Source organism: Streptomyces sp. NPDC031379, from assembly GCF_055569615.1.
The window spans coordinates 1-12687 of the sequence record NZ_JBVIIT010000012.1; the positions used below are offsets into that span (position 1 = coordinate 1).

Sequence of the window (12687 nt, forward strand, 5' to 3'; positions counted from 1 at the left end):
CAGACACGGGCCGCCGCCCACCACCCCTCCCGGCCCCCGGCACGACGTCCCACATGCCACACACCCTCCCCCCCACCCGCCCGCCGCTCCGGCGCCACTGTCGAGGAGTTGGTGGACCGGTCCTGGGCCCTCAAGAGCGGGCTGCCCCACCCGATGCTGGTGCTGACCGGAGCCGCGTGAACGCGGGAACGGTGGCCGCACCCAGGACATGCGCCGGCGCCTCACCAGCAGCGGCCCACAGGAGGCCACCGTTTCCACTCCGAGTGCGAGGCGACACCGGCCACCATCATCGGGTGGCCCCTCCCCCGGGCCGGCCGGCCCGTCCAGTCACCTGCTTTTCCGCACCGTGAGAGGAACCATTGAACGGCTCAGCCATCTGGCTTCGTTCACTTAGCGACAGCGTTTGTCCATGGGTTCCGACGGCGTTCAGTGATCACCTGCACGCTGGATATTCACGGAAAATGGTTCTGGCCCACTTTCCGTGGAGGGCTGACTGAGTGTGATGTCAGTGGCGTGTGGTGGGATGGCCGGACTATCAATTCCGGGCATCCTCCCCCGGCCCACTCGCCCGACGATCGTCACTCAGAGTGCATGCTCCACGGAAAGTGAGCCAGAACTAAAACTCGTGAACATCACCCGCCCGTGGATCGGGGTGCCTCCCAAACCCATGAACAATCGCCGCCTGGAACAGAGCGAGAACACCTCCGTCGTCTTCCGCGACCCGCTGTGGTCAGGAGAAGTGGTGCCCGGCTACGACGTACCCGGCTGGTTCGACACTCCGGTTCGACCACGCCGACGCGGCTGCCGCCGCGCGCCCGGTCCCCGAGGTGTGTCACGCCTACCAGCGCCTTGCCTCATACGACACGCGGACACACACAGCGTGAGAGGTCGCATGCCCGATCCGCACGTCCGAGCAGCGATCAGCCGTCCGGCGGATCATGTGACTACTAGGCTGCGACGATGGAACGCGTAACCGACATGCCCGAGAGCTTCGCCCGGTCCGCGGGTCGGGACCAGGTGAACGACTACGACGGTTTCGCCGAGGCGTACTCGGCGGAGAACGAGAACAACCTCGTGAACGCGTACTACGAGCGGCCCGCGATGCTGGCCCTCGCCGGGGACGTGGCCGGCCGTCGGATCCTCGACGCCGGTTGCGGCTCGGGCCCCCTGTCCGCTGCACTACGCGACCGCGGCGCCGTCGTCACCGGCATCGACGCCAGCGCCGGGATGCTGGCGTTGGCCAGGCGGCGGCTCGGTGCCGACGCAGCCCTGCACGTGGTCGACCTGCGCGACCGCCTGCCGTTCGACGACGGTGCGTTCGACGACGTGGTCGCGTCGCTGGTGCTGCACTATCTGGAGGACTGGGGGCCGACGCTGGCCGAGTTGCGGCGCGTACTCAGGCCCGGTGGCCGGCTGATCGCGTCGGTGGACCACCCTTTCGTGGCCTACACGATCCAGGATCCTCGGCCCGACTACTTCGCGACCACCAGCTATTCCTTCGACTGGACGTTCAACGGGCAGTCCGTCCCGATGAGATTCTGGCGCAGGCCGTTGCACGCGATGACCGATGCCTTCACCACGGCCGGCTTCCGTCTTTCCGTCATCGGCGAACCGCAGCCCGACCCGGCCGCCCGTGAAACCTTCCCCGACGGCTTCGATGACCTTTCGACCAAAACCTGCTTCCTGTTCTTCGTCGTCGAGGTACCACCCTCGGTCAACGCAGCAGGGGGGATCTGACTGACGAGGAATGGGCGGTGCTGGAGCCACTGCTACCGAAGAGCAACAGCAGGCTTCAGGGCGTCCAGGCCGTCACTGACACGGCCGGGGACATCGACTGGACATCAACGTCGATTCCACGTCCGTCCGGGCTCACCAGCACGCCGCTGGAGTTCCCGAGGCCCTGCCGGCACTGCCGACCGCCTCAAGAGGAGTCATGGCAAGATCGATTCCCGTGCGCGCACACTTGCGCCTGCGGCAGGTACTCCAGGAAGCAATCCGGCAGAGGAGTGTCTCGGCCGGTCCCGGGGCGGGCTGACCACCAAGATCCACCTTGCTGCGGACGGCAAGTGCCGCCCGCTGTCACTCGTTATCACGCCGGGCCAACGGGCCGACTGCACCCAGTTCAGAACCCGTGCTGGACAAGATCCGCGTCCCATGTGCCGGGCTCGGCAGACCTCGCCGGACTCCTCGTAGCGTCAGCGCAGACCGCGCCTACAGCAACGGCGTGATCCGTGCCTACCTGCGACGCCGCGGGATCCGGCACGTGATTCCGGAGAAGAGCGACAGCCGGCACGCCCGTCTACGCAAGGGCTCGCGGGGTGGAAGGCCCCCATGCTTCGACCTGGTGCGGTACGAGAAGCGCAACACCGTCGAGCGAGCGGTGAACAAGCTCAAGCAATTTAGAGCCGTGGCCACGCGCTATGACAAGCGCGGATACGTCTTCCTGGTACGGTCACCGCTGCCGCACTCCTTATCTGGCTCGGGTCCTCATGACGCTGAACGTCGCCTCCCGCGGCCTATTCTTCAGTGACGGACCAGGCAGAACGGATGACCTGCGGGGTCGCTGTATATCCGCCAACTCCGTCCGTCCGTACCGTCGTCCAGCACCCTGGCGCCCTGGGCCAACACCTGGTCTTGAGCGCGGTCCAGGTCGGCGACACCGAAATCCAGGTGGAACTGCTGTGGCCGGCTCGGGTCCGGCCACAGCGGCGGCTGGTACTCCGCTACCCGCTGGAAGGCCAGGACGAGGCCGGACGCCGTGTGCAACGTGGCCCAGTCCTTGCTGAGCGCCCATCGCCGGTCCGGCTGGTTGACGGTGCCGCCAAGGAGCGACTGGTAGAACTCGGCGAGTTCACCCGGGTCGGAGCAGTCCAGTACCACGCACTGCAGATCAGCGATCACGGGGGTAGATCCTAGGCGGCTACCCGGTGGCTCGACGACTCATAAATGAGATCGCCGAGACAGGACGTAGTTCCTGCGCTTGTAGTCGTGGATCGGCGGGACGCGCTGGGGATGCTGGGGTGCTGGGACAGCCGAGAGGCCACCCGGGGAAGGCATGCGATGGCACGACCGATGCCGACGTGGGCACCGACGATTACGGCAGTCCCGGGCGGGGGCCGGCTCCTCACTGGTCGGCGGCTGAGGTATGGCTCGGCCCCTGGGCGAGGCGGGCGGCGCTCTCCAGCAGCAGGGCGTGCACGAAGGCCTGCGGGAGGTTGCCGCGCAGTTGACGCTGGGCGATGTCGTACTCCTCCGCGTACCGTCCCGACGCTCCGCAGGCGCCGCGGTTGCGTTCGAACCAGCGGTGCGCGTCGACCGCATTTCCCTGCCCGTGCTCGGCCAATGCCATGAGAAATCCGCACAGCAGGAACGCGCCCTCAGCGTCTTCCAGGGGCCTGTCGTCGTGGCAGAACCGGTAGATGAAGTGGTCCTGGGCCAGTTGCTCGCGGCAGGCGGCGAGGGTGGCACGGGTGCGCGGGTCGCTGACGGTCAGCGCTCCGCGCACTGCGGGCGGGAGCAGGGCCGCGTCGACCGCCGGGGCGTCCGGGGTGCGCTGCCAGTGGCCGTCGGGGTGCACGCTGCAGGCCGCGGTCTCCTTGAACAGCGTCTCGGCGAGCTGCGTGCAGGTGCCGGCGAGCGGCCGATGTGGTGTCACGTCGGCCAGGGCACGCAGTCCGGCGACACAGGTGAGCCGGCTGTGGGTCCACTGCCGGTCGTCCAACTCCCAGATGCCCGCGTCGGGTTGACGCCACCGCTCGGCGACGGCCCTCACCGCGGTCTCTGCGGCCCTCCAGCCGTCGCCGCTGAGCCGGTCCTGTCGCTCGGCGGCGGCGAACAGCAGCAGCGCCTCGCCGAAGCAGTCCAGCTGGAACTGCTTCTCGACGCGGTTGCCGATCCGGCTGGAGCCGCCCGGATAGCCGGGCAGGGTGAGTTCCCGCTGGTCGGGGACGGGCGTGCCGTGCACGGTGTAGGCGGGGGCCAGGCGTGGGCCGTCGGTGAGCAGCCGTTCGCTGACGAAACGGACGGCTGAGTCGAGGAGTTCCGGAGCGTTCGCGGCAGCCGCCGCCTGCCCGGCGTAGCTCTGGTCGCGGATCCACACGTACCGGTAGTCGTAGTTGCGCCCTGCTTCGGCGCGTTCGGGCAGGCTGGTGGTGGCGGCGACCATGCCCCCGCCGTGGGTGGTCAGGCCGCGCAGCAGGGCGTAGGCGCGTCGGGCATCACGGGGGGCACTGGTCTGTTCCATGGCGGAACGATCTGCCGCCATGCCTGTTCGGTGGCGGCCCAGGCCTGCTGGGCAAGGGCGGGGTGGGCGGTAGTGGCGAGTCGGAGCGCTCGAGGACCAGGGGGTGACTCTCGCCCGGCTTGAGCACCAGGTCGGTGGTCAGGCCCTCGGCGCGGACGGTCGCGGACGGGGCGCCCTGCCGGCGCAGCCGGTGGCGGCCGGTGTTGACGTGCCAGACGCCGTTGTCGTCGCGGTGCGGGGAGGCCCGCGGGCCGCGGCCGTAATCGGTGCGCGGGTCGAATACGACCCGGAGGTGTGCGGCCCCGTCGACGGCATGAACGTGCCGCAGCAGGACCAGGCGGTCCGCCCGGCCGGGAAAGGCCGAGGTCTCGCGGCACTCGATCACCCCGTCGGTGGTGACCCGGCGGCTGCGCCAGATCAGCGTTCCTTCCTCGTAGTGGCCGCCGGGCACCCAGCGGTCGTGCGGGGTCACGGCGTAGACACCCGCGCCGCCGGTGAGGGAGGCGAAGACGGCGTCGTCGTGCCAGGTGGGAGCGCACTACCAGTTCAGGGCGTCGTCGGGTCCGATCAGGGCGCCGTACGGCACCGCCATTTCGCAGGTCACGGGGCCGCCGCTCCCGGCGGCCGTGGCACCCGTGCCTGCGACCGGGGGCGGTTTCCCGAACCCCCGATCCGGGGGTGGGCACGATCGATCGCCGTTCTGAGGCCGCCGAGGATGAGGGCATGGCTGAGATGGCGACAGAGACGGGTAGGGGAACCGCCGCGCGCGCGGAGGACCTGCACCGTGAGTACGGGCGGGGCGCTGCCGCGGTTCGGGCGCTGCGCGGGGTGTCGGTGGCCCTCGCACCCGGGACGTTCACGGCGGTGATGGGGCCGTCGGGCTCCGGCAAGACGACCTTGCTGCACTGTCTTGCGGGAATGGACCGACCCACTCGGGGCTCTGTCTGGTGGGGCGATACGGAGGTGTCGCGGCTGCGCGAGCGACGGCTGGCGGAACTGCGACGCAGCCGGGTCGGATTCGTGTTCCAGGCGTTCAATCTGATGCCGGCGATGACGGTCGCGCAGAACGTCGAGCTTCCCGGACGGCTGGCCGGGAAGCGACCTGACCGGGACCGCGTGCGGGACGCGCTCGCCCGGGTGGGACTGGCCGGGCGTGAGCGGCACCGGCCCGGTCAGCTGTCCGGAGGGCAACAACAGCGGGTGGCGATCGCCCGGGCGCTGGTCTCCCGTCCTCAGGTGTTGTTCGCCGACGAGCCGACCGGCGCCCTCGACCGGGCCACCGGCCACGAGATCCTCGCCCTGCTGCGCGCCGGTGTGAACCGCGACGGCCAGACGTGCGTGATGGTGACCCACGACCCGGTTGCCGCCGGGTACGCGGACCGGGTGCTGATGCTCGCCGACGGCCTGGTGGTCGACGAACTCGACCGGCCCACCGCCGCCCGGGTCGGCGAACGCCTGAGCCGGCTGGGCGGGTGAGCACGATGGTCGCGATCGCCCTCGGGCAGATGCGCCGGCGTCCGGCCGCCTTCGTCGGCCTGGCGGTCGCGCTGTTCCTGGCCATAGCCACCGTGACGCTGTTCGGTTCGCTGTTCGCCGCCGATGTCGCCACCCCTGCGGCCCTCCGGAGGACGACCGGCGGGCCCGGGCTGAAGGTGATCGCCGGTGCCTTCGGTGAGATCGCCGTGCTGGTCGCGTTCTTCGTCGTGGTCAACGCGTTGGGCTTCGCTCTGCGCCAACAGCACCCCGATCTGGCTCTGTTGCGCACCGTCGCGGCGACGCCCGGCCAGACGCGGCGGCTGGTCCGTGGCCAGGTCGTCGCGACCACGTTGCTGGTGGCCACGCCGGGCTGGATCGTCGGCGCGGCGGCGGCCCGGCGCTTCCTCGCCGAGCTGCAACGTCGGGGGATGGCGGCGCCGGGCGTGCGGGTTCCGGGGTCACCGGTACCCATGCTGGTGGCGTTGGCCGCAGCGCTCGCCGTCGGTCTGACCGCCTCGGCCCTCGCGGCGCGGCGGATCTCCCGGATCGCGCCCGCAGCCGCCCTCAATGCGAGTTCGACCGAGCAGGGGCGGACAGGAGCAGCGCGCCTGCTCGCCGGGATCGGTGCGCTGGTGGGCGGCGGCCTGCTGCTGCGTCTGGCCGCGACGCGGCCGGCGGATCAACTGGACAAGGCTGGGCAGGCGGCGTTGCTCGGTTCGCTGGTGCTGCTGATCGCCCTCGCTCTGGCGGGGCCCCTCGCGGCGCGCATCGTGGCGGCCGCGCTGGGCACGCCGGTGCGGGCTCTGGCACCCGGTGCGGGGTGGCTGGCCGATGCCAACCTGCGGGGGTACGCGCGCCGGTTGTCGTCCGCCGTGGTGCCGGTCGCGCTGCTCGTGGGGCTGTCGGGCACCATGTCGATCATGACACGCATTGCCGAGCACCCCTCGAGCGCGACGGCGACCAGCGTCACGTCCGCCACGGATGTCTGGTTCCGCCAGGCCGAGTTGGCGTTGCTGATCTGCTTCGCCGCAGTCTCCACCGTCAACACCCTCGTCGCCGTGACCGCCGACCGGCGCCGCGAGTTCGCACTGTTGCGGCTGGTCGGCGCGACCCATGCGCAGCTGATGCGCATGCTGGCCGCGGAAGCGGTGCTGACCACGGCGGTGGGTGTCCTGCTCGGCGCCACGGTCGCGGGCGCCGCGTCGGCGGCGTTCAGCGAGGCGGCGACCGGGTCGGCGGTTCCGTCCGTCCCGGTGGCCGCCTGCTGGTGGATCGTCGCGGGTGCGGCGATGCTGACCGTCCCGGGCATCCTGGGCACGGGCCTGCGGGCGGTCCGCGGCCCGGCGGCCGAGCTGGTGAGCGGTGGCCGTGGCTGAGCAGGGTGGTGGGTCGGCTGCCGTGGCTGCGGTCGGCGACCGGACGCCCGCCCCCACGGGCCCCGGGGCCCCGGCGAGCGCGCCGCCCGCCGACGTGGCTCGCTCGCTCTCTGTCGCCGGGACGGCCGGGGTGGGCACGGTGGGCGGGGGCAGGCGTGGCTGAGCGCCGGCGATATCTGTCCGTCCAGGGTGGTGAATGGGCCTTCGCCGTCGTCGGGCTGCCGCTCGCGCTGCTCGGCGGTGTCTACGCACTCGCCGTCCTGTACGCGGGGGCGCTGCTCTCGCTGACCGTGCTCGGCCTGCCGTTCGTGGTCGCCGCGCTGCTGGGCGCGCGCGGTGTCGGCACGTTGCACCGGTGGTTGGTCGGCCGGATGCTCGGCGAGTGCGTCGAGGCGCCGGCCGAGCTGTCCCGCCCGGCCGGTGTGGTCACCCGAGGCCGCATCGTACTGTCCGACCCGGTCGCCTGGCGGACGCTGCTCTATCTGGTGCTGCGGTTGCCGCTCGGCGTGCTCGGGTTCGCCGCCGCCGTGGCTCTTCCCCTCGGCTGCGGCTGGCTGATCGGCTTCCCCCTCGGGAGCCGTCTGCTGCAGCCGGGCCCGCGGCCGACCAGCTGGCTGGATGCCGTCTCCGTTCTGCTGGGCCTGCTGCTCCTGTTCGCGGTGCCCGGCGCCATTCGGACGCTGAGCGTGGCGAACCGGTGGCTCGCCCGGTTGCTCCTCGGCCCGGCCGGTGCCCAGCGGCGCGTCCGGGAGTTGGAGACCGCCCGCGCCACCCTGCTCGCGGAGAACTCCGACCAGCTCCGCCGCCTGGAGCGTGACCTGCACGACGGCACCCAGGCCCGGCTGGTCGCCCTGGCCATCACCCTCTCGCTGGCCGAGGACGCACTCGCTCCCGCCGCCGGCCCGGACGTCGGGCGGCTGAGCGCCTTGGTGGGCCGTGCCCGTGGCCAGACCGACGACACCATCACCGAGCTGCGGCGGCTCACCCGGGGCATTCACCCGGTGGTGCTGGACGGCGGCCTCCGGGAAGCGCTGCCGGGGCTCACCGCAACGTCGCCGGTGCCCGTCACCGTCTGCCTGGACCTGCGCGAACGCCCGGACCAGGCGGTCGAACGGGCCGTCTACTTCTGCGCCGCAGAGCTGCTCACCAATGTCGCCAAGCACAGCGGTGCCGACTCGGCCGAACTGACAGCGATCGCGGCCGGTGGCCGCATTCGCCTCGTCGTGCGCGACGACGGCCGCGGCGGCGCCGCGCCCGGTGTCGGCACCGGCTTGGCCGGTCTGGCCGAGCGGCTCGCGGCGGTGGACGGCGTGCTGCAGGTGGTCAGCCCGCCCGGCGGACCCACCGTGGTCACTGCCGAGATGCCGACTCGACTGTGACGGATCATCAACTTCTGTTCTCCGCCAGGTAAGTGAGGACGGCCTTGACCCGCCGGTTGTCGGCGTCCGTCGCCCGCAGACCGAACTTGGTGAAGACGGCGGCGACGTGCTTCTCCACCGCCCGCTCCGACACCACCAGCAGCGCAGCGATGGAGCGGTTGGAATGGCCTTGTGCCACCAGCTCCAGCACCTCGCGCTCGCGCGGTGTCAGAGTGTCCACCCGGCTGCGCTGTCCACCGCGCATCAGCTGGGTGACCACCTCCGGGTCGAGCGCCGCGCCTCCCTCGGCAACCCGGTGCAGCGCGTCCACGAACTCGGAGGTGCGGGCGACGCGTTCCTTCAGCAGATATCCGATGCCCGCCGCTCCGTCCGCCAACAGCCGGGAGGCCCAAACGGTCTCGACGTGCTGCGAAAAAACCAGAATGCCGACCTCGGGAGCCCTCGCCCGGATCTCGACGGCGGCACGGATGCCCTCATCGGTGTGTGTGGGCGGCATCCGGATGTCCACCACGGCCACGTCGGGCCGGTGCTCGGCCACCGCGTCGAGGAGGTCAGGTGCCGTCCCGACAGAGGCCACCACCTCGCATCCGCGGGCGCCGAGCAGCTCGACCATCCCGTCACGGAGCACGACGGAGTCCTCGGCCAGAACCACGCGCAAGTGCCTGTTGATCACGACGAGATTATCGGACACGACCGACGGGCGTCGGACACATCACTGGCTGGACCTCGAGCCTCGCCGCGGCGACGTCCAGGTGCACGAGTCCTACAGGGAGGGCGGACAGCGCGTCGCTACGGCGTGGTGACGGTGAGCGTGGCGTCCACGATGCGGTGGTTGGAGCAGGGAATGAATACGTTGTTGCGGTTCGTGCAGCGGTCCGTGGCGATCGGGTGGGCGTCCTCGTCGTAGGAGACGAGCCGGTTCTGCGCGGCGAACACCAGGTCGACCTTGGCGGGCTGCCCGCACTTACCGGCCAGTGCACCCTCGGTCGTCTGCTCGCCCCAGCCGGGGCAGAGGGGATCCTGATCGTCGAGTTCGTGGAACATTCCGGTGTTGCCGGCGTTGTTGCCGGTCGCGACGGACGGCGGGTACCAGCTGTTCAGCAGGGGGTCGTGGGGCTGGGTATTGAAGTCACCGGCGGTGATCACCGTGCCGCCCGCCGCCGTGACCTGCTCCATCTGCGCACGCACCGCATCGAGCTGGGCCTGCTTGACGGTGGATTTGAACGTGATGTGCGTGGTGCAGAACTTCAGGTCGCCGGGCTGGGAGGCGATGGAGGCGCAGAGCACCTTCCGGGCCTTGTCGCCGTCGGAGGGCAGGGTGATCCGCTCGGTGCCGCTGGGCGCGAACCGGCTGAACAGGGCGACGCCGTACGGGTCCTGGTCGGCGCCGGTGTCGTCCTTGCACAGGTCGGCGTCCACGTCGGGCATGGGCTCGAACCTGGCGAAATTGGTGGCGTTCTGCGGCCAGCCCGCGTCTTGCAGGCCCTTGAGGATCGCGCGGTACTGGTCGGGGCAGACCTCGTTCAGGGAGATGAAGTCGGGATCGCGGTAGTTCACCGAACCCAGGATCGCGGCGACGAGGCCATTGTCGGTCGAGCCGTAATTCGACTCGTCTCCCGCGACGTTCCAGTGCCATACCTTGTACGTCGCCGTGCCCGCCGCGGTGGCCGAGCCGGCGGGCGCTGTCCACACCGAGAGGCCCACCATCGCGGCGAGCACCAGAAGGATGCTTCGAAGTCGTGCCACGTTTCCCCCACTTGACATCTCCGTGGATTGCCGCAGGCGATTCTGTGAAACGATGATCAAAGCGTCAAGGCATCTCACTCGCCGGATGCATGCCCCGCACTGCGCCCTCGGAGCGCTACGACAACCACTAGGTCAGCAGCCCCGGTATGGCGGAACGCACTCGCCACGTCGTGAGCGGACGACCGGGGCTGCCGACGCGGTGGCCCGGCGCGGCATCACCTGGGCCGCCGGGAGGCGCGCCGCCCTATCCCTTCCCGAAGGCGATCAGGGTGCCTTCGGCGCCGGGCACGAAGAGCCGGGACTTGGACGTGGCGATGCCGGGGACGACGAACCCGCGCCAGTCGTCCTCGGCGACGATGTTCGACATGGGTGGTGGCGCGGGGTAACGCCGGTACGACCACGCGGCCTTGCCGGTCTTCTGGTCGAGCACGACGAGGCGTCCGTCGGCGTCCTCCACGTACACGTAGCCATTGGCCACCAGGCGCACGGTGGCCGCGTTCACGGAACTGGTGTAGGTCCAGGCGGACTTGTACGTGCTGGTGCTGAGCGCTCTTACCTGACCGTGATGGGCGACGTACACGCGGCCCGGGCCGAAGACGGGGGTCGCGTCCGCAGGCAGCTTCCTCACGGCCGCGCCGGTCTTCTGGTCGTAGGCGGTGACCGTCTCGTCGTCGCTGTCGCTGCTGCGCATCCAGGCCGCGCCTGAGCCCAGCACGACCGGGTTGCCGTAGGCGCCCGAGACGTCGGGCACCTCGAAGCGGTGCAGTTCGGCACCGGTCTTGAGATCGAGGTGGTGCCAGGCGATGCCGTCGAAGCCGATCCACACGCCGGAGGCGTCGACGACGGTCGGGGCCCAGGAATACTCCGTGAGCGGAGCCGTCCACACCTGGGCGCCGGAGTCGGCGCGCAACGCCAGCGCCGTGCCGCGGCCGTCCTGAAGGTAGAGCAGGCCGTCGTACCAGACGGGCGGGTACTGCATGGACGCCGAGTCGAGAGTCACCGACCACTTCTGCTGTCCGGTGGCCGGGTCCCACGCGGCGATCGTGCCGCGCGACGTCTGCGTATAGAGCAGGCCGCCCCCGTACGACACCCCGGCCTGGGGCTCGTTCTGCTCCAGGGAGACGGCCGGCCACAGGTCCTTGCCGGTGGCGGCCTGGACCCCGACCAGCATCATGCGGGGGCCGCCCTCGGTGCCGTCGTCCGCGTTGACGACGGCGTACACCTTGTCGCCGACCGCGACCGGCGCCGAGACGACAGTCCCGAAGTCCCGGGACCACAGCTTCTTGTACGGCGGGGCCGCCGTGGCCCCTGCCACGAGGCTGTCCGCCCGGCTGTCGGCGCGATAGCCGAGCGTCGCGTCCGTCAGCTCGGCCGCGGTGGCGGTCCGCCCCGGCACCGGAGCCGCCGCGTGCGGCGAACCGGTGAACGTCAACAGCGTGACAGCGGCGACGCAGACGACGGCAAGTCTGCTACGTGCACGGCGTGTTGTCGTCTTCAACGAGGTACCCCCCTGTCGGAAGTCACCCGGTCAGGATGACCACACCCCACTACCCCCACAGAAGCTTCACATGCGCTCGGAACACCGGCGTTCCGGCTCCATCGGTACGCCCCACGGAGCACATCCTGTTCGCGATCCTTCGCCTGGGCTGCTTCCGCCGAGGGGTGTTCGTCTTTCAGGGCGAGGTCGCCTCGGTGGCGATCGGGCCGTGGCTCCGTCATTGATCCGCTGGAGACGCTTGTCCTTCCACCAACACGGTCACCAGGCGGGTCATGGCGGGCCTGGGGTCGGGCGCGCCCGGCCAGCTGGTCATCAGCAGGTGGTGGGCGGTGCCCACCACGGCCAGGGCCACGGTGGCCGGGTCGACGTGGTGGGCCACCCGGCCGAGCCGCTGTTCGGCCTGCACATAGCCGGTGACGGCCTCCTGGATCGCGGCGAAGCCGGGCGCCCCGCCTTCCAGGGCCTGGCGGATGCGCAGCGCGGCGCCGGGACGGGACATGGCAAGCCCGGAGATGGCCGGGCCGCCAGAGTCGAACAGCGCGAGGGCGACGGCACCGAGATTCCCCGCCACCGTGTTCTGTCCCACGTATGCCGACAGGGCCCGCGCCTTCGCGGCGGTCCGTGCGAACCGGTCGAGACACAGCTCGGCCACGAAGTCGTCCATCCCCGCGAAGTGCGCGTGCAGCAGGCCCTTCGCGCAACCTGCCTCGGTGGTGACGGCCCGGCTGGTGAGTGCGCCGGGGCCGGACCTCTCCACGATTCGCTCGGCGGCTGAGAACAGCTGCTCGCACACGTCCGGCGTCGCCACTCCACGCGGTGACATGGACCCCTCTTCCCTTGCGCTTGCGTCGCCCGCACAGCGTGCAACTTCGTTGATGGTAGCGGAGATTGCGGGTTTGGGCATGTGCCCATACTGTTTGGGCCGATGCCCATACCGTTGGGGCACACGTCCGTTCCGGGTCGTCCAGC

10 protein-coding genes and 3 pseudogenes are annotated in these 12687 nt (G+C 70.6%); 6 read left to right on the forward strand and 7 right to left on the reverse strand.

Annotation, left to right across the window (positions count from 1 at the left end):
* The 3 genes and pseudogenes from ACZ5CW_RS18705 to ACZ5CW_RS18715 all read left to right on the forward strand — a co-directional run.
* A pseudogene (locus tag ACZ5CW_RS18705) lies at nt 1-180 on the forward strand (hypothetical protein); the annotation flags it as partial.
* 780 nt (nt 181-960) lie between these two features.
* A complete protein-coding gene (locus ACZ5CW_RS18710; protein ID WP_468602584.1) occupies nt 961-1737 on the forward strand; it encodes a class I SAM-dependent methyltransferase in 777 nt (258 codons plus the stop codon).
* Between the two features lie 53 nt (nt 1738-1790).
* Nucleotides 1791-2493: pseudogene (locus ACZ5CW_RS18715) on the forward strand (IS5 family transposase); the annotation flags it as partial.
* A 30-nt stretch (nt 2494-2523) separates the two neighbouring features.
* On the opposite strand, the gene ACZ5CW_RS18720 reads toward ACZ5CW_RS18715, so the two are convergent.
* The 3 genes and pseudogenes from ACZ5CW_RS18720 to ACZ5CW_RS18730 all read right to left on the reverse strand — a co-directional run.
* Complete coding sequence (locus ACZ5CW_RS18720) at nt 2524-2901, reverse strand: VOC family protein (RefSeq protein WP_468602586.1); 378 nt, start codon at nt 2899-2901, stop codon at nt 2524-2526.
* A gap of 223 nt (nt 2902-3124) precedes the next feature.
* Nucleotides 3125-4243, reverse strand: a complete 1119-nt coding sequence (locus ACZ5CW_RS18725; protein ID WP_468602588.1) for a glycoside hydrolase family 15 protein — start codon at nt 4241-4243, stop codon at nt 3125-3127.
* Nucleotides 4218-4721, reverse strand: a pseudogene (locus ACZ5CW_RS18730) (hypothetical protein); the annotation flags it as partial. The gene ACZ5CW_RS18725 and the pseudogene ACZ5CW_RS18730, both read right to left, overlap by 26 nt.
* Before the next feature lie 245 nt (nt 4722-4966).
* On the opposite strand from ACZ5CW_RS18730, the gene ACZ5CW_RS18735 reads away from it, so the two are divergent.
* The 3 genes from ACZ5CW_RS18735 (at nt 4967) to ACZ5CW_RS18745 (ending at nt 8474) form a co-directional block, all read left to right on the forward strand.
* A complete protein-coding gene (locus tag ACZ5CW_RS18735; protein ID WP_468602590.1) occupies nt 4967-5719 on the forward strand; it encodes an ABC transporter ATP-binding protein in 753 nt (250 codons plus the stop codon).
* Nucleotides 5720-5724: 5 nt separating this feature from the next.
* A complete protein-coding gene (locus ACZ5CW_RS18740; protein ID WP_468602959.1) occupies nt 5725-7095 on the forward strand; it encodes an FtsX-like permease family protein in 1371 nt (456 codons plus the stop codon).
* A 155-nt stretch (nt 7096-7250) separates the two neighbouring features.
* Nucleotides 7251-8474: a sensor histidine kinase gene (locus tag ACZ5CW_RS18745; protein ID WP_468602592.1), complete on the forward strand. Its 1224-nt coding sequence runs from the start codon at nt 7251-7253 to the stop codon at nt 8472-8474.
* A gap of 7 nt (nt 8475-8481) precedes the next feature.
* On the opposite strand, the gene ACZ5CW_RS18750 is transcribed toward ACZ5CW_RS18745, so the two are convergent.
* The 4 genes from ACZ5CW_RS18750 to ACZ5CW_RS18765 all read right to left on the reverse strand — a co-directional run bounded on the left by ACZ5CW_RS18750 (nt 8482) and on the right by ACZ5CW_RS18765 (nt 12541).
* A complete protein-coding gene (locus ACZ5CW_RS18750) occupies nt 8482-9147 on the reverse strand; it encodes a response regulator (protein ID WP_468602594.1) in 666 nt (221 codons plus the stop codon).
* 116 nt (nt 9148-9263) lie between these two features.
* Nucleotides 9264-10220, reverse strand: a complete 957-nt coding sequence (locus tag ACZ5CW_RS18755; RefSeq protein ID WP_468602596.1) for an endonuclease/exonuclease/phosphatase family protein — start codon at nt 10218-10220, stop codon at nt 9264-9266.
* A gap of 244 nt (nt 10221-10464) precedes the next feature.
* Nucleotides 10465-11652, reverse strand: coding sequence for an outer membrane protein assembly factor BamB family protein (locus tag ACZ5CW_RS18760; protein WP_468602598.1), 1188 nt, complete (start codon nt 11650-11652; stop codon nt 10465-10467).
* A gap of 283 nt (nt 11653-11935) precedes the next feature.
* Nucleotides 11936-12541, reverse strand: coding sequence for a TetR/AcrR family transcriptional regulator (locus tag ACZ5CW_RS18765; RefSeq protein WP_468602600.1), 606 nt, complete (start codon nt 12539-12541; stop codon nt 11936-11938).
* Nucleotides 12542-12687: the final 146 nt, after the last annotated feature.